The sequence below is a fragment of the Kribbella voronezhensis genome (assembly GCF_004365175.1).
In the GTDB taxonomy this organism is placed as follows: Bacteria; Actinomycetota; Actinomycetes; order Propionibacteriales; family Kribbellaceae; genus Kribbella; species Kribbella voronezhensis.
This window is the reverse complement of record NZ_SOCE01000001.1, coordinates 4,559,047-4,575,383: the sequence shown is the minus strand read 5'-3', so window position 1 is coordinate 4,575,383 and position 16,337 is coordinate 4,559,047. Positions and strand designations below refer to the sequence as shown.

Sequence of the window (16,337 nt, the reverse complement as noted above, 5' to 3'; positions counted from 1 at the left end):
CTCACTTCTGTCCCTCCGTCACGGGAACCTGCGGGGCCTTGTCGGTGACGCCCATCTGCTGCATCGTCGACTCGACCGCCGGCTTGATGATGTCGACCACCGGCTTGGGGTAGACGCCGAAGCCGATGATCAGCACCACCAGCGGCGCGATCGCGAACACCTCGCGGTAGTTCAGGTCCTTGAGCTTCTCGATGCCGTCCCGGACCGGACCGGTCATCAGGCGTTGGTACATGATCAGGATGTAGAGCGCGGCCAGCACGATGCCGAGGACCGCGATCACCGCGATCACCTTGTGCTTGCTGAACGTTCCGGCCAGCACCATGAACTCGGAGATGAACGGCGACAGCCCCGGCAGCGCCAGGCTGGACAGCCCGGCGAACAGGAAGGTGCCGGCCAGGACCGGAGCCACCTTCTCGACGCCGCCGTAGTCGGCGATCCGGGCCGAACCGCGCCGCGAGATCAGGTAGCCGGCCACCAGGAACAGGGCCGCGGTGGAGAGACCGTGGTTGAACATGTACAGCGTCGATCCGGTCAGGCCCTGCGAGGTGAGCGCGAAGATGCCCATCACGATGAAGCCGAAGTGCGAGATCGAGGTGTACGCGATCAGCCGCTTGATGTCGGTCTGCCCGATCGCCACCAACGCGCCGTACAGCACGCTGATCAGGGCGAGCACCAGGACCACCGGGGTGGCCCACTTCGAGGCCTCCGGGAACAGGCCCAGGCAGAACCGGATCATCCCGAAGGTGCCGATCTTGTCCAGGATGCCGACCAGCAGCACCGACGTACCCGGCGTCGCCTCGGCGGCGGCGTCCGGCAGCCAGGTGTGGAACGGCACCATCGGCGCCTTCACCGCGAAGGCGAAGAAGAAGCCGAGGAACAGCCAGCGCTCGGTGTTCTGGCTCATGTCGACCTTGACCAGATCGGCCAGCAGGTACGACGGGTCGCCGTGCTTGGCCGAGACGACGTACAGGCCGACCACGGAGGCCAGCATCAGCAGTCCGCCGAGCAGCGAGTAGAGCAGGAACTTCACCGCGGCGTACGAGCGCTGCGCGCCGCCGAAGCCACCGATCAGGAAGTACATCGGGATCAGCGTGGCCTCGAACAGCACGTAGAACAGGAACACGTCGGTGGCGGCGAACACGCCGATCGACAGCATCTCCAGGCCGAGCACCCAGGCGAAGAAGGACTTCTCACTCCAGCGACCGGTCTTCGCGTCGTTCCAGGAGGCGAGCAGCACGATCGGGGTGAGCAGCGCGGTGAGCACCACCAGCACGATCCCGACGCCGTCCAGGCCGAGCGCGTAGTGCGCGCCGAACGCCTTGATCCAGGTGACGTCCTCGGCGTAGTCGGCCGGGCCGTTGCGGTGGTAGCCGATCGCGATCACGATCGTCAGCACCAGCGTCGCCAGCGCGAAGCCGAGCGCGACCTGCTTGGCCAGCAGGGCCTTCGACTTCGGCACGGCCATCGTGGCCAGGGCTCCCACGAACGGCAGGAGCAGTGTCAGGGTCAGCCAACCGATGTTCACGACAACCTCACCGCGAGGAGGGCGACGACCACGAATGCGGCGCCGAAGACCATGCTGAGTGCGTAGGAACGGACGAAGCCCGTCTGGAACCGGCGCAGCCGGCCGGACAGTCCACCGAAGAGCGCGGCCAGGCCGTTGACCAGGCCGTCCACGCCACGGTTGTCGAGCCAGACCAGCGTCCGGGTGAGGTACTGACCCGGGCGCATCAGGACTGCCTCGTTCAGCGCGTCGCCGAAGAGATCACGGCGGGCGAAGGTGGTGACCGGCGAGACCCGGACGGGCGCCTCGCGCGGGATGTCGCGGCGGTACAGCAGCACCGCGATGACGATGCCGATGGCAACGACCGCGAGGGTGATCAGCGTCATCACCAGCGCGCTGACCGGAGCGTGCTCCTCCTCGTGACCGACGACCGGCTCCAGCCAGTCGACGATCCAGTGACCGGCGAAGTACAGCGCACCGCCACCGAGCGACAGCGCCGCCAGGATCATCAGCGGGACCGTCATCACGGCCGGCGACTCGTGCGGGTGCACGTCCTTCTCCCAGCGCTTCTCGCCGAAGAACGTCATCAGCATCACCCGGGTCATGTAGAACGCGGTGATCCCGGCGCCGAGCAGCGCGCACAGACCGATCACGATGTTGTCCGCGAACGCGGCCTCGATGATCTTGTCCTTGCTGAAGAAGCCGGCGAACGGCGGGATGCCGAGGATCGCCAGGTAGCCGAAGGCGAAGGTGACGAAGGTGACCTTCATGTACTTCGCCAGGCCGCCGTAGTGGCGCATGTTCACGTCGTCGTTCATGCCGTGCATCACCGAGCCGGCACCGAGGAACATGTTGGCCTTGAAGAAGCCGTGCGTGAGCAGGTGGAAGATCGCGAACACGTACCCGACCGGGCCGAGGCCGGCGGCGAGCATCATGTAGCCGATCTGGCTCATCGTCGAACCGGCCAGCGCCTTCTTGATGTCGTCCTTGGCGCAACCGATGATCGCACCGGCGAGCGCGGTGACCGTTCCGACGATGACCACCGCGGTGGAGGCCGACTCGGTGACCGCGTAGATCGCGTGCGAGCGGACCACCAGGTAAACGCCCGCGGTGACCATGGTCGCCGCGTGGATCAGGGCCGACACCGGGGTCGGGCCCTCCATCGCGTCGAGCAGCCAGGACTGCAGCGGCACCTGCGCGGACTTACCGCAGGCCGCCAGCAGCAGCATCAGGCCGACCAGCGTGGCCCACGTCTTCGACATCCCCTGGGCGCCGGCGTTGACACTGGCGAAGGCCGAGGAGCCGAACAGCGCCCACATGCTCATCACCGCGAGCGACAGGCCGATGTCACCGACCCGGTTCACCACGAACGCCTTCTTCGCGGCGGTCGCGGCCGAGTGCTTGTGCTGCCAGAAACCGATCAGCAGGTACGACGCCAGGCCGACGCCTTCCCAGCCGACGAACACCAGCAGGTAGTCCGCGGCCAGCACCAGCAGCAGCATCGAGGCGATGAACAGGTTCAGGTACCCGAAGAAGCGGCGCCGCCGCGGGTCGTGCGACATGTAGCCGATCGAGTAGATGTGGATCAGCGATCCGACACCGGTGATCAGCAGCACGAAGAGGATGGACAGCTGGTCGACCAGCAGCGTCACATCCACCTTGATACTGCCGACCGAGAACCACTCGAACAGCCGGACCGTCTCGGACCGCTCCTCGCCGGACTTGCCCTGCATCTGGAAGAACAGCAGGACCCCGCAGACGAAGGACGCCAGCGACGCCGCGGTCCCCAGCAGGTGACCCCAGCCGTTGGTGGCCTTGCCACCAACCAGCAGGATCGCCGCGGAGACCGCCGGGATCGCGACCAGCAGCCACGTCAGCTCATGACTCATCGGTGATTACCTCAGTACTTCAGCAGGTTGGCGTCGTCGACCGAGGCCGAGCGACGGGTGCGGAAGATGGCCATGATGATCGCCAGCCCGATCACGACCTCGGCCGCCGCCACCACCATCACGAAGAAGGCGGCGATCTGGCCGTCGAGGTTGCCGTGCTGGCGGGCGAAGCTGACGAACGCGAGGTTCGTCGCGTTCAGCATCAGCTCGACACACATGAAGACGACGATCGCGTTCCGCCGGACCAGCACGCCGAGCGCGCCGATACTGAACAACATCGCCGAGAGCACGATGTACGGCTCGGTCTTCACAGCTTGTCTCCTTCGCCGAATCCGGTCAGGTCCGTGCCGGTGGGCTCGGCCGGGACCTCGTCGCCCGCGTCGCCGTCGGCGATCCTGCGGACCGTCTCGAGCTCCTCGCGCTCCTCCGTCTCGGGGAACACCGTGCCACGTGCCTGCAGCACCCGCGAAACCGAGGTCGGTGCGATCGACCCGTCCGGCAGCAGGGCCGGGGTGTCGACGGCGTTGTGCCGGGCCAGTACGCCGGGGGTCGGCAGCGGGCCGGGGTGGACGCCGAGTTCGGCGTACTTGCGGATCCGCTCCTCGGCGTGGTCGCGCTGGGTCAGCTTCTTGGTCAGCCGCTCGCGGTGCGCCAGCATCATCGCGCCGAGCGCCGCCGTGATCAGCAGGGCCGAGGTGACCTCGAAGGCGAACACGTACTTGCCGAACAGCAGTTGCGCGATGCCCTTCGGGTTGCCGTCGGGCTGGGCGTTGCCGAGTCCGACCGGGTCCCCGTAGTACGAGTTGCCGGTCGCGAAGATCAGCAGCACCGCGATACCGAGGAAGCCGATGCCGGCCCACAGCCGCTGGCCCTTGATCGTCTCGACCAGCGAGTCGGAGGCGTCCACGCCGACCAGCATCAGCACGAACAGGAACAGCATCAGGATCGCGCCGGTGTAGACGATGATCTGGACGGCGAACAGGAACGGTGCGTCCTGGGCGGCGTACTGGACGGCCAGGCAGATCATCACCGTTGCCAGCAGCAACGCCGAGTGCACCGCCTTACGGACCAGGATCATCGCGATCGCGGCCAGCACCATGATCGGCGCCAGCATCCAGAAGGCGACCTGGCCGCCGGTGACGAGAGGAACCATCACTGGTCGACACCACCCTTGAGCGAGCTCTCCGGGTGGACCGAGGCGCTCTGCGGTACGACGGCCGAGCCGGTCAGACCGAGGTAGTAGTCGGTCTGGGACTTGCCCAGCTGCATCTCGTGCGGCGGCTCCTCCATCCCCGGCAGGAGCGGCGCCAGCAGGTCCTTCTTCTCGTAGATGAGGGACTCGCGGGTGCGGTCGGCCAGCTCGTACTCGTTCGTCATCGTCAGCGCCCGGGTCGGGCAGGCCTCGATGCAGAGTCCGCAGAGGATGCAGCGCAGGTAGTTGATCTGGTACACCCGGCCGTACCGCTCGCCGGGCGACATCCGCCCGCCCTCGGTGTTGTCCGCACCCTCGACGTAGATGGCGTCCGCGGGGCAGGCCCACGCGCACAGCTCACAGCCGATGCACTTCTCCAGCCCGTCGGGCCAGCGGTTCAGCTGGTGCCTGCCGTGGAACCGCGGCGCGGTCGGCTTCTTCTCGAACGGGTACTGCTCGGTGAACACCTTGCGGAACATCGTCCGGAAGGTGACGCCGAACCCGGCTACGGGGTCCCAGAGGGACTCTTTGACGCTAGCCACGGCTGCCTTCCTTGCTGCGAACATCTGTCTCGCTCTTGGAATCGACGAGAGGTGGTGGGACCGGGAAGCCGCCGGCGAAGGCGTCGAACTCGGCCTCGGTGACCGGCTCGGTCTTCTCGGTCTTCTTCTGCGGCAGGAACATCGGGACGATCGCGAACAGCAGGATGATCCCGGCGACCACCAGCAGGTAGCTGCGCTGGGTGGAGCCGCTGGACTCGCGGCTGACCGCGCGCACCGTCGCGACCAGCAGGATCCAGCCCAGCGAGATCGGGATCAGGACCTTCCAGCCGAGCTTCATGAACTGGTCGTAGCGCAGTCGCGGCAGCGTTCCGCGCAACCAGATGTAGAAGAAGATGAAGCACATCATCTTGCCGACGAACCACAGCACCGGCCAGTAGCCGGAGTTCGCGCCGTCCCAGATCGAGATCGGCCAGGGGGCCCGCCAGCCACCCAGGAACAGCGTGGTCGCCAGCGCCGACACGGTCGCCATGTTGATGTACTCGGCCAGGAAGAACATCGCGTACTTCATCGACGAGTACTCGGTCAGGAAGCCGGCCACCAGCTCGCCTTCGGCCTCCGGCAGGTCGAACGGTGCCCGGTTCGTCTCACCGATCATCGAGATCACGTAGATCACGAAGGACGGGAAGAGCAGGAACGCGTACCAGCCCGGCACCGGGATGTCCGCGCCGAACAGGTGCAGCGTCTGGTGCGACCCCTGCGCCGCGACGATCTCCGAGGTGGACATCGAGCCGGCGAACAGGAACACGGTCACCAGCGCCAGGCCCATCGCGACCTCGTAGGAGATCATCTGGGCGCTGGAGCGCAGACCACCGAGCAGCGAGTACGTCGAGTTGGAGGACCAGCCGCCGAGCACGATGCCGTAGATGCCGATCGAGGCGATCGCCATCACGTACAGCACCGAGACCGGCAGGTCGGTGAGCTGCAGCCGGGTATAGGTGTCGGTGAACGGAATCTTCACCGTCGGCCCGAACGGGATCACCGCGAAGGTCAGGAAGGCCGGGATCGAGACGATCACCGGCGCCGCGACGTAGACGAACTTGTCCACGCCCTTCGGCATCAGGTCTTCCTTGAACATCAGCTTCATACCGTCGGCCAGCGACTGGAGCAGACCGAACGGGCCGTGCACGTTCGGGCCGATCCGGTGCTGCATCCGGGCCACCACCCGGCGTTCCAGCCAGATGTTGAACAGGGTCAGCACGACCAGGAAGACGAAGATCAGCAGCACCTTGATGCCCACGACCCACCAGGGATCGTGGCCGACGCCGGCGTCGGCCGGCGCTGCAAGGGGGATGAGACTCATGCGTTCCCTCCGGCGATCGTCACGATCGAGCCATGGTCTGCGTGCAACGACCGGCGGACGTGGCTGTCGGCCGAGTTGGTCGGCAGCCAGACCACGTTGTCGGCCATCGCGGTGATCACGACCGGCAGCCGGATCGAGCCGGCATCGGTCGAGACCACCAGTTCGTCACCGTCGGCGACCCCGACCCGGTGGGCCGTGGTCAACGAGATCTTGGCCACCGGCTTGCGCGCGGTGGCGACCAGGTGCGGCTCGCCGTCGTTGCTGCGGCTGTCGTCGATCAGCATCCGCCAGGTGGCGAGCCGGGTCGAGTCGAACGCCCCGAGCGCCGGACCGGCCTGGTACGTCGGTTCGCCGGCCCGGGTACCGTCCCAGCGGCCGAGTTCGTCGAACTCCTTCTTCGCCCCGGCCGGAGTGCTGAACCCGAGCGACGAGTCCATCTCCTGTGCCAGCGCGGCCAGTGCGCGCACGTCCGGCATCGCGACCGGCACCTTCAGCACCACCGGGAACGACCGCTCGCGGCCCTCCCAGTTCACGAAGGTGCCGTCCTTCTCGGCCGGCGGTACGACCGGGAAGACGACGTCGGCGTGCTCGGTGACCTGCGAGGTGCGGACCTCGAAGCTGACCACGAACGGCGCGGCCTCGAGAGCGGCCAGCGCCGCCGCCGGGTCCGGCAGGTCGTCGATCTCGACGCCCGCGACGACCAGCGCCTGCAGCGATCCGGCTGCCTCGAGGATCTCGCCGGTGTCCCGGCCCGCGGTACTCGGCAGGCTCTCGACGTTCCAGGCGGCCTGCAGGTCGACCCGTGCCGCCGCGTCGCCGACCAGGCGACCGCCCGGCAGCAGACCCGGCAGGCAGCCGGCCTCGAGCGCACCCCGGTCACCCGCACGACGCGGGATCCAGACCAGTTGCGCGCCCGTGTCGAGCGCGAGTCGCAGCGCCGCGGAGTACGCACCGGGCGCGGTCGCGAGCCGCTCGCCGACGATGATGACCGAGTCGGCACCGAGCGAGGCGTGCGCCGCGGCACCGGCCTCACCGGTGTTGCGAAGGTCGCCCAGTACGGCGGCCTCGGTGCCCGGCGAAGCCTGGACGACGACGGCGGAGAGCTTCTCGATCCCCCGCGACGCGAGTGAGGCCACGGTGAAGACCTTGGTGCCGGTGTTGCGGACACCCTTGCGCAGCCGCAGGAACACGGCCGGCGCTTCCTCTTCCGGCTCGAATCCGACGAGCAGCACCGAACCGGCCCGCTCGAGGTCGGCGAACGTCGTACCGAGACCGGTGCCGGCCACCGCGGCGGCCAGGAAGTCGGCCTCCTCGGCGGAGTGCGGCCGGGCCCGGAAGTCGATGTCGTTGGTGCCGAGGGCGACCCGCGCGAACTTCGAGTACGCGTAGGCGTCCTCCAGCGTCAGGCGACCACCGGTCAGTACTGCGGCGTTGCCGCGCGCGGCGGTCAGCTTCTGCGCCGCGAAGGTGAGCGCCTCCGGCCAGGAAGCCGGCCGCAGTTCGCCGTCCTCGCGGATCAGCGGGTGGGTCAGCCGGTCACCGGTGGACGCGTAGTTGAACGCGAACCGGTCACGGTCGGAGATCCACTCCTCGTTCACCTCGGGGTCGTCACCGGCCAGCCGGCGCATCACCTTGCCGCGCCGGTAGTCGACCCGGATCGCCGAACCCGAGGCGTCGTGCTCGGCCACCGACGGCACCGACACCAGGTCGAACGGCCGGGACCGGAACCGGTACGCCGCGCTGGTGAGCGCACCGACCGGGCAGATCTGGATCGTGTTGCCGGAGAAGTAGCTCTCGAACGGCTCCTTCTCGTAGATGCCGACCTGCTGCAGCGCGCCGCGCTCGATCAGCGCGATGAACGGGTCACCGGCGATCTGCTCGGAGAACCGGGTGCAGCGGGCGCAGAGCACACAGCGCTCGCGGTCCAGCAGCACCTCGGCGGAGATGTTGATCGGCTTCGGGAAGGTCCGCTTGACCGCGTTGAAGCGGCTCTCACCGGCGCCGTTCGTCATCGCCTGGTTCTGCAGCGGGCACTCGCCACCCTTGTCGCAGACCGGGCAGTCCAGCGGGTGGTTGATCAGCAGGAACTCCATGATCCCGTGCTGGGCCTTGTCCGCGACCGGCGACGTCACCTGGGTCCGGACGACCATGCCGTCGGCGACGGTGATCGTGCAGGACGCCTGCGGCTTCGGCATGCCCCGGCCGTTACCCGCGTCGGTGATCTCCACCAGACACTGCCGGCAGGCGCCGACCGGGTCGAGCAGCGGGTGATCGCAGAACCGCGGGATCTGGATGCCGATCTGCTCCGCCGCCCGGATCAGCAGGGTGTTCTTCGGGACCTTCACCTCGATGTCGTCGATGGTGACCGTGATCAGGTCGACCTTTTCGACCTCGGCCCCGGCCGGCGGATTCGCTTGGATGGTCATGCGCTTGCTCCAGCGGTCGCGAAGAGGGTGGACGCCATCGGGTCGAAGGGACAGCCACCGTTGGTGAAGTGCGCGAGGTACTCGTCCTTGAAGTGCTGGATCGAGCTGGTGATCGGCGCGGTCGCACCGTCGGCCAGGGCGCAGAACGACCGGCCGGTGATGTTGTCGCTGAGGTCGAGCAGGGTCTCGAGGTCCTCCTCGCTGCCCTTGCCGGCCTCCATCCGCTCCAGGATCTGGACCAGCCACCAGGTGCCCTCGCGGCACGGCGTGCACTTGCCACAGGACTCGTGCTTGTAGAACTCGGTCCAGCGCAGCACCGACCGGACCACGCAGGTGGTGTCGTCGAAGATCTGCAGCGCCTTGGTACCGAGCATCGAGCCGGCCGCGCCGACGCTTTCGTAGTCCAGCGGCACGTCGAGGTGCTCGTCGGTCAGCAGCGGGGTGGACGAACCACCCGGCGTCCAGAACTTCAGCGTGTGGCCCTCGCGGACCCCGCCGGCCAGGTCGAGCAGCTGGCGCAGCGTGATGCCGAGCGGCGCCTCGTACTGGCCGGGCCGGGTGACGTGGCCGGACAGCGAGTACAGCGTCATGCCCTTGGACTTCTCGGTGCCCATCGAGGCGAACCAGTCCGGGCCGTTGTTGATGATCGCGGGAACCGAAGCGATCGACTCGACGTTGTTGATGACAGTGGGGCAGCCGTACAGGCCGGCCACCGCCGGGAACGGAGGACGCAGCCGGGGTTGACCGCGACGACCTTCGAGCGAGTCGAGCAGTGCCGTCTCCTCGCCACAGATGTAGGCGCCGGCGCCGGCGTGCACGATCACGTCGAGGTCGTAGCCGGTGCCGAGGATGTCGGTGCCGATGAAGCCGGCGGCCTTCGCCTCTTCCACGGCCTGCTGCAAACGGCGTACGACGTGCAGCACCTCACCGCGGACATAGATGAAGGCCGTCGACGCGCGGATCGCGTAGGCGGAGATGATGACACCCTCGACCAGCGTGTGCGGCGAGGCGAGCATCAGCGGGATGTCCTTGCAGGTGCCCGGCTCGGACTCGTCCGCGTTCACGACGAGGTACTTCGGCTTCGGGTTGTCCTGCGGGATGAAGGACCACTTCATCCCGGTCGGGAAGCCCGCACCGCCACGGCCGCGCAGGCCGGAGTCCTTCACCGCGGTGACGACGTCGGCCGGCTGCATCCGCAGCGCGGTCTTCAGCGCGTCGTAACCGCCGGAGCGCTGGTACGACGCCAGCTGCCAGGAGCGGATCTGGTCCCAGTTGTCGGACAGTACCGGGGTCAGCACGGTGATCAGTCCTCTTTCCGCGAGTCGGGAGTCGCCGGGGATCCGGTGCCTGATTCCTTGCCCGGCTGGTCGCCCGGCCGCGGACCCTGCGCGGCCTCCGGGGAGACCGTGTCGCGCAACTCGGGCGAACCGCCGCTGTGGTTCGACGCCGGCGCGGTCCAGTTGCGTTCGCGAGCAAGCCGCAGCCCGGCCAGGGTGGCCTTGCCGCCGGTCGGGCCCTCGTCGGCGCGGCCGTCGGGGAAGCCGGCCAGCACGCGCTCGGCTTCCCGCCAGGTGCAGATCGTCGCACCGCGCGGCGACTTCACCTCGGTGCCTTCGCGCAGGTCGTCCACCAACTGGGTGGCCGATTCCGGCGTCATGTCGTCGAAGAACTCCCAGTTCACCATCATCACCGGCGCGTAGTCGCAGGCGGCGTTGCACTCGAGGTGCTCGAGGGTGATCTTGCCGTCCTCGGTGGTCTCGTCGTTGCCGACGTCGAGGTGGTTCTTCAGCCGCTCGAAGATCAGGTCGCCGCCCATCACCGCGCAGAGCGTGTTGGTGCAGACCCCGACGTGGTAGTCGCCGACCGGGCGGCGCTTGTACATCGTGTAGAAGGTCGCCACCGCCGACACCTCGGCGCCGGTCAGCCCGAGCACGTCGGCGCAGGCCTCGATGCCCTCGGGGGTGATCCGGCCCTCGACCGACTGCACCAGGTGCAGCATCGGCAGCAGGGCCGAGCGAGCGACCGGGTACCGGCCCGCCAGCTCGCGCAGCTCGGCGATCGTCGTCTCGGTGATCTTCGAGTCGCCCGTGCTGTACGGCACGGTCTTGTTCGTCGCTGTCGTGTGGTTCTCGGCCATTTAGCGGTCCACTCCACCCATCACCGGGTCAAGGCTGGCGACGGCGACGATCACGTCGGCGACCTGTGAACCCTCACACAGGATCGGCATCGCCTGCAGGTTGCAGAAGGACGGGTCACGGAAGTGCGCCCGGTACGGCTTGGTGCCGCCGTCGGAGACCAGGTGGCAGCCGAGCTCGCCGCGCGGCGACTCGATCGCCACGTAGGCCTGGCCGGCCGGCACCCGGAAGCCCTCGGTGACCAGCTTGAAGTGATGGATCAACGCTTCCATCGACTCGCCCATGATGTGCTTGATGTGGTCGAGCGAGTTGCCCATCCCGTCGTTGCCGACGGCCAGCTGGCTCGGCCAGCCGATCTTCTTGTCGGCCACCATCACCGGCTCGCCCTCCATCTTGGCGAGGCGGTCGGCGCACTGCTCGACGATCTTCAGCGACTCGTGCATCTCCTGCAGCCGGACCCGGAAGCGCCCGTACGAGTCGGCGGTGTCCCAGGTCGGTACGTCGAAGTCGTAGGTCTCGTAACCGCAGTACGGCTGGGTCTTGCGCAGGTCCAGCCCGTACCCGGTCGCGCGCAGCGGCGGTCCGGAGATGCCGAGCGCCATGCACCCGGTCAGGTCGAGGTAGCCGACGTCCTGCAGGCGGGCCTTGAAGATCGGGTTCGCGTTGCAGAGTTCGGCGTACTCCGGCAGGTGCTTGTTCATCCAGGTGATGTACTCCCGGATCTTGTCCAGCGCACCGGCCGGCAGGTCCTGGGCGACGCCGCCCGGCCGGATGAACGCGTGGTTCATCCGCAGGCCGGTGATCAGCTCGAACAGGTCCAGCGTCATCTCCCGCTCGCGGAACCCGATCGTCATCACGGTCAGCGCGCCGATCTCCATCCCACCGGTGGCGATGCAGACCAGGTGGCTCGAGATGCGGTTCAGCTCCATCAGGAGCACCCGCATCACGTTCGCCTTCTCCGGGATCTGGTCCTCGATGCCGAGCAGCCGCTCGACCGCGAGGCAGTACGCCGTCTCGTTGTAGAACGGCGACAGGTAGTCCATCCGGGTGGCGAACGTGACGCCCTGGGTCCAGGACCGGAACTCCATGTTCTTCTCGATCCCGGTGTGCAGGTAACCGATGCCGCAGCGGGCCTCGGTCACCGTCTCGCCCTCGATCTCGAGAATGAGCCGGAGCACGCCGTGCGTGGACGGGTGCTGCGGGCCCATGTTGACGACGATGCGCTCTTCGGGCTCGTCGCCGAGGCCGGACACGACCGAGTCCCAGTCCTGACCGGTGACGGTGAAGACCTTGCCCTCGGTGGTGTCGCGACCCTGCGCGTACGGGTCGGCGGTGTGTGTATCGGTCATCAGTTGTAAGACCTCCGCGTGTCGGGCGGCGGGATGACGGCGCCCTTGTACTCGACGTCGATGCCGCCGAGCGGGTAGTCCTTGCGCTGCGGGTGCCCCGGCCAGTCGTCGGGCATCTGGATCCGGGTCAGTGCCGGGTGCCCGTCGAAGATGATGCCGAAGAAGTCCCAGGTCTCCCGCTCGTGCCAGTCGTTGGCCGGGTAGACCGAGACCACCGACGGGATGTGCGGGTCCGCGTCGGACACCGACACCTCCAGCCGGATCCGCCGGTTGTGGGTGATCGAGAACAGGTGGTAGACCGCGTGCAGTTCGCGGCCGGTCTCGTTCGGGTAGTGCACACCGTTGACGCCGGAGCAGAACTCGAACCGCAGCGCCTCGTCGTCGCGCAGGTGCTGGGCGACCTCGACCAGCCGCTCGCGGGCGACGTGCAGGGTCAGCTCGCCGCGGTCGACCACGACCTTCTCGATCGCGTCGTCGCCGACCAGGCCGACGAGTCGCTCGGTGGCGCCGTCGAACCAGCCGCCGTACGGCTTGGCCGATCCGCCCGGCAGCGCGACCTGGCGACGCAGCCGGCCGAAGCCGGAGGTGTCACCGGTACCGCGGACGCCGAACATGCCCTCGCGCTGGTCGACCACCTCGGCCGCCGGCGTCTGAGCGTCGCCGGCCGCCGTCGTCGCCGGCAAGTTCTCTGGTTGGTGGTCGCTCACCTGAGCAGCCCCTTCATCTCAAGCGTCGGCGCGGCGCTCAGCGCCGCGGTCTCCTGCTCGGCCTGCAGCGCCTTCTTGTTGGCGCCGAGCTTGCCGTGCTGGATGTCGTCGTGCAGCTTCAGGAACGCGTCCAGCAGCATCTCCGGCCGCGGCGGGCAGCCGGGCAGGTACATGTCGACCGGTACGACGTGGTCCACGCCCTGCACGATGGCGTAGTTGTTGAACATGCCGCCCGACGACGCGCAGACACCCATCGCCAGTACCCACTTCGGGTTCGGCATCTGGTCGTAGATCTGGCGCAGGACCGGGGCCATCTTCTGGCTCACCCGGCCGGCCACGATCATCAGGTCGGCCTGGCGCGGCGAGGCCCGGAAGACCTCCATGCCGAACCGGGCCGCGTCGTAGCGGGGCGCGCCCGTGGTCATCATCTCGATCGCGCAGCAGGCCAGCCCGAAGGTTGCCGGCCACAACGATGCCTTGCGCATGTATCCCGACAGACCCTCGATGGTCGTCAGCAGTACGCCGGCCGGAAGCTGTTCCTCAACACCCATTGGTCAGTCCCATTCAAGCCCGCCGCGGCGCCAGACATAGGCGTACGCGACGAAGACGGTTGCGATGAAGATGACCATCTCGACCAACCCGAACAGCGCCATCTGGTCGAAGGCCACCGCCCACGGGTAGAGAAAGATGATCTCGATGTCGAACACGATGAAGAGCATCGCGGTGATGTAGTACTTCACCGGGAACCGCCCGCCACCGACCGGCTGCGGGGTCGGTTCGATCCCGCACTCGTAGGAGTCGAGCTTGGCCCGGTTGTAGCGCTTCGGGCCGACGAGGAAGCTCGTCACCAGGGTGCCCGCCACGAAGATCGTCGCGAGGATCCCGAGAATCAGGATCGGTACGTAAGGGTGCATCGGCTGCTGCTCCCTCCTTACTTGCGTCCGTACTGCCGGCTATGGACCTGCTGCTGCCACGTACTGCGTGGTTGTTTCGCCTGCACTGTGTTATCAGTAACGCTGTGGCTCACGTCACTCGCCCCACCGCTTTCAGGCGGCGGGCGCGACCTTCGTCAGCCCGTTGATGATCTTGTCCATCACGTCGCCGTCGCGCGGATCGGTGAGGTTGGCCAGGAGTTTCAGGGTGAACTTCATCAAGGTGGTGCGCGGCAGACCGTACTTCGTGCACAGCCGCATCACCTCCGGATTTCCGATCAGCTTCACGAAGACCCGGCCGAGGGTGTAGTAGCCGCCGTACTCCTGCTTGAGCGCCTTCGGGTACGCCGACAGGGCGCGCTCGCGCTGGCTAGGCTGCCGGTGCAACGCCTGCGCGGCGACCTCGGCGGCGAACGACCCGGACTCCATCGCGTACGGGATGCCCTCGCCGTTGAACGGGTTGACCATGCCGCCCGCGTCGCCCAGCAGCATCAGGCCGCGGGTGTAGTGCGGCTGCCGGTTGAAACCCATCGGCAGCGCGGCACCGCGGATCGGGATGGTCTGGAACTCGTCGCGGAACTGCCATTCATCCGGCGTGTTCTTCAGCCACTGCTTGAGCAGGTCCGAGTAGTCCACCTTGCCGAAGGCGTCCGAGGTGTTCAGGATGCCGAGGCCGACGTTGACGGTGCCGTCGCCCATCCCGAAGATCCAGCCGTAGCCGGGCAGCAGTTGCCGCTGGCCCGGGTGCTCCGGGTCGTCCGCCCACAGCTCCAGCCAGGACTCGAGGTAGTCGTCGTCGTGCCGCGGGCTGGTGAAGTAGGTCCGTACGGCGACGCCCATCGGCCGGTCGTCGCGCTTGTGCAGTCCCATCGAGACGCTCAGTCGCGACGAGTTGCCGTCGGCGGCCATCACCAGCGGCGCGCGGAACTCGATGTCGTCCCCGTCACGCCGGCCGTTGTCGTCCACCGGCTTGGCCTTGACGCCGACGATGAAGCCCTTGTCGTCGAGCACCGGGCCGACGACGTTGGTCCGCTCGCGCAACCGGGCGCCGGCCTTGACCGCCTGACGGGCGAGCAGGTCGTCGAAGTCCATCCGGTTGCGGGTCAGGCCGTAGTTCGGGTGGCTGGCCAGGTCGGGCCAGTCCAGCTGCAGGGTGTGCCCGGCGCCGCGGATCCGCAGACCGTAGTTCTGGATCCAGCCGGCCTCGGGCGAGATGTCGATGCCCATGTTGATCAGCTGCTTGGTGCCGCGCGGGGTGAGCCCGTCACCGCAGACCTTCTCGCGCGGGAACGCGGTCTTCTCCAGCAGTAGGACGTCCAGCCCGGCGTTGGCCAGATGGTAGGCGGCCGACGAGCCGGCCGGCCCGGCACCGACGACGATCACATCCGCGGTCTCGGCCTGCCGTGGCGACGTGCTCTGACTCATCTCATCCCGGCCTGGAAGTTGGGGGGCTGCTTACTCGTGAAGGGATTCACGAGGCCTGGTCACCCGACAGTCTAGGACTGCCTGACTCCGACACGAAACCGGCCCGGAATCCCTTACCGGCAGGCGATTTACGCACCCTTCTCCTTGCGTAATTCAGCCCTTCGGGTACTACGGACCAGTGGCTCAGGTGGTCTGTCCCAGCGGCTTGACGGCGCGGTGGATCGCGACCAGGCCCCCGGTCAGGTTGCGCCACTGCACGTCGGTCCAGCCGGAGGCCTCGATCGTAGTGGCGAGGGGCGCCTGACCAGGCCAGGCGCGCACGGATTCGGCCAGGTAGACGTACGCTTCCGGGTTCGTGGAGACCGCCTTCGCGACCACCGGGACCGCGCGCATCATGTACTCCAGGTAGGCCACCCGGAACGGCTTCCAGGTCGGGTGCGAGTTCTCCAGCACCACCAGCCGGCCGCCCGGCTTCGTCACCCGGAGCATCTCCTTGAGCGCGACCGTGACGTCGTTCACGTTCCGCAGCGCCCAGGAGATCGTCACCAGGTCGAAAGTCTCGTCCGCGAACGGCAGCCGCAGCGCGTCGCCCGCGATCAGGTCGAGCTCGGGGTACCGGCGTTTGCCGACCCGCAGCATCCCGACCGAGAAGTCGCAGGACACCACCTCGGCGCCCGCCTCCCGCAGCCGCACACTGGAAGCACCGGTACCCGCCGCCAGATCGAGGATCTTCATCCCCTTCCGCGGCGCGATCTCCGCCAGCGTCTGCGGCCGCCAGTACAACTTCTCCAGCCCCATCGTGGCCACCGCGTTCGTCCGGTCGTAGCCCTCAGCCACGTTGTCGAACATCGCGGCCACAGCCTGCGGTTGTTTCGTGAGATCTGCGCGGTTCACTTGTCTAGTTGATCACGGCGG

15 protein-coding genes are annotated in these 16,337 nt (G+C 67.7%); all 15 read right to left on the bottom strand.

From position 1 onward, the window contains the following. Window position 1: 1 nt before the first annotated feature. The 15 genes from EV138_RS21270 to EV138_RS21200 all read right to left on the bottom strand — a co-directional run bounded on the left by EV138_RS21270 (window position 2) and on the right by EV138_RS21200 (window position 16,316). The gene (locus tag EV138_RS21270) at window positions 2-1,525 is read right to left on the bottom strand and encodes an NADH-quinone oxidoreductase subunit M (protein WP_112248998.1); all 1,524 of its coding nucleotides are present in this window, start codon (window positions 1,523-1,525) and stop codon (window positions 2-4) included. Continuing rightward, the gene (gene nuoL / locus EV138_RS21265; RefSeq protein ID WP_133980598.1) at window positions 1,522-3,393 is read right to left on the bottom strand and encodes an NADH-quinone oxidoreductase subunit L; all 1,872 of its coding nucleotides are present in this window, start codon (window positions 3,391-3,393) and stop codon (window positions 1,522-1,524) included. Before nuoL ends, EV138_RS21270 begins: the two co-directional genes overlap by 4 nt. 11 nt (window positions 3,394-3,404) lie before the next feature. Further along, on the bottom strand, window positions 3,405-3,704 hold the full coding sequence (gene nuoK / locus EV138_RS21260; protein ID WP_112248996.1) for an NADH-quinone oxidoreductase subunit NuoK: 300 nt from the start codon (window positions 3,702-3,704) through the stop codon (window positions 3,405-3,407). Next, on the bottom strand, window positions 3,701-4,546 hold the full coding sequence (locus tag EV138_RS21255) for an NADH-quinone oxidoreductase subunit J (protein WP_112248995.1): 846 nt from the start codon (window positions 4,544-4,546) through the stop codon (window positions 3,701-3,703). The genes nuoK and EV138_RS21255 overlap by 4 nt, the downstream gene beginning before the upstream one ends. Further along, window positions 4,546-5,151 carry an NADH-quinone oxidoreductase subunit NuoI gene (gene nuoI / locus EV138_RS21250; RefSeq protein ID WP_166678650.1) on the bottom strand — a complete coding sequence of 202 codons (606 nt, stop codon included), beginning with the start codon at window positions 5,149-5,151 and terminating at the stop codon, window positions 4,546-4,548. The genes EV138_RS21255 and nuoI overlap by 1 nt, the downstream gene beginning before the upstream one ends. Next, window positions 5,120-6,448 carry an NADH-quinone oxidoreductase subunit NuoH gene (nuoH, locus tag EV138_RS21245; RefSeq protein ID WP_133980596.1) on the bottom strand — a complete coding sequence of 443 codons (1,329 nt, stop codon included), beginning with the start codon at window positions 6,446-6,448 and terminating at the stop codon, window positions 5,120-5,122. Before nuoH ends, nuoI begins: the two co-directional genes overlap by 32 nt. After that, window positions 6,445-8,874 (bottom strand): NADH-quinone oxidoreductase subunit G, encoded by a 2,430-nt coding sequence (locus tag EV138_RS21240; RefSeq protein WP_133980595.1) that lies wholly within the window; start codon window positions 8,872-8,874, stop codon window positions 6,445-6,447. Before EV138_RS21240 ends, nuoH begins: the two co-directional genes overlap by 4 nt. Continuing rightward, entirely contained in the window at window positions 8,871-10,181 is a 1,311-nt protein-coding gene (nuoF, locus tag EV138_RS21235) for an NADH-quinone oxidoreductase subunit NuoF (protein WP_202866930.1), read from the bottom strand. Before nuoF ends, EV138_RS21240 begins: the two co-directional genes overlap by 4 nt. Further along, window positions 10,178-11,011: an NADH-quinone oxidoreductase subunit NuoE gene (nuoE, locus tag EV138_RS21230; RefSeq protein ID WP_166678649.1), complete on the bottom strand. Its 834-nt coding sequence runs from the start codon at window positions 11,009-11,011 to the stop codon at window positions 10,178-10,180. The genes nuoF and nuoE overlap by 4 nt, the downstream gene beginning before the upstream one ends. Then, window positions 11,012-12,358, bottom strand: a complete 1,347-nt coding sequence (locus tag EV138_RS21225; RefSeq protein ID WP_133980594.1) for an NADH-quinone oxidoreductase subunit D — start codon at window positions 12,356-12,358, stop codon at window positions 11,012-11,014. Continuing rightward, window positions 12,358-13,065 (bottom strand): NADH-quinone oxidoreductase subunit C, encoded by a 708-nt coding sequence (locus tag EV138_RS21220; RefSeq protein WP_133980593.1) that lies wholly within the window; start codon window positions 13,063-13,065, stop codon window positions 12,358-12,360. Before EV138_RS21220 ends, EV138_RS21225 begins: the two co-directional genes overlap by 1 nt. Next, window positions 13,062-13,616 (bottom strand): NuoB/complex I 20 kDa subunit family protein, encoded by a 555-nt coding sequence (locus EV138_RS21215; RefSeq protein WP_133980592.1) that lies wholly within the window; start codon window positions 13,614-13,616, stop codon window positions 13,062-13,064. Before EV138_RS21215 ends, EV138_RS21220 begins: the two co-directional genes overlap by 4 nt. A 3-nt stretch (window positions 13,617-13,619) precedes the next feature. Then, entirely contained in the window at window positions 13,620-13,979 is a 360-nt protein-coding gene (locus EV138_RS21210) for an NADH-quinone oxidoreductase subunit A (RefSeq protein ID WP_112248987.1), read from the bottom strand. 132 nt (window positions 13,980-14,111) lie between these two features. Beyond that, a complete protein-coding gene (locus tag EV138_RS21205) occupies window positions 14,112-15,422 on the bottom strand; it encodes a geranylgeranyl reductase family protein (RefSeq protein ID WP_133980591.1) in 1,311 nt (436 codons plus the stop codon). Window positions 15,423-15,605: 183 nt separating this feature from the next. Continuing rightward, a complete protein-coding gene (locus tag EV138_RS21200) occupies window positions 15,606-16,316 on the bottom strand; it encodes a demethylmenaquinone methyltransferase (RefSeq protein ID WP_133980590.1) in 711 nt (236 codons plus the stop codon). Window positions 16,317-16,337: the final 21 nt, after the last annotated feature.

What these genes read in the sequence shown, in the direction of transcription:
- nuoL (WP_133980598.1), bottom strand. Translation starts at nt 3,393, where the DNA reads ATGAGTCATGAGCTGACGTGGCTGCTGGTCGCGATCCCGGCGGTCTCC.
- EV138_RS21255 (WP_112248995.1), bottom strand. Translation starts at nt 4,546, where the DNA reads ATGGTTCCTCTCGTCACCGGCGGCCAGGTCGCCTTCTGGATGCTGGCG.
- nuoI (WP_166678650.1), bottom strand. Translation starts at nt 5,151, where the DNA reads ATGTTCGCAGCAAGGAAGGCAGCCGTGGCTAGCGTCAAAGAGTCCCTC.
- nuoH (WP_133980596.1), bottom strand. Translation starts at nt 6,448, where the DNA reads ATGAGTCTCATCCCCCTTGCAGCGCCGGCCGACGCCGGCGTCGGCCAC.
- EV138_RS21240 (WP_133980595.1), bottom strand. Translation starts at nt 8,874, where the DNA reads ATGACCATCCAAGCGAATCCGCCGGCCGGGGCCGAGGTCGAAAAGGTC.
- nuoE (WP_166678649.1), bottom strand. Translation starts at nt 11,011, where the DNA reads ATGGCCGAGAACCACACGACAGCGACGAACAAGACCGTGCCGTACAGC.
- EV138_RS21225 (WP_133980594.1), bottom strand. Translation starts at nt 12,358, where the DNA reads ATGACCGATACACACACCGCCGACCCGTACGCGCAGGGTCGCGACACC.
- EV138_RS21215 (WP_133980592.1), bottom strand. Translation starts at nt 13,616, where the DNA reads ATGGGTGTTGAGGAACAGCTTCCGGCCGGCGTACTGCTGACGACCATC.
- EV138_RS21210 (WP_112248987.1), bottom strand. Translation starts at nt 13,979, where the DNA reads ATGCACCCTTACGTACCGATCCTGATTCTCGGGATCCTCGCGACGATC.
- EV138_RS21205 (WP_133980591.1), bottom strand. Translation starts at nt 15,422, where the DNA reads ATGAGTCAGAGCACGTCGCCACGGCAGGCCGAGACCGCGGATGTGATC.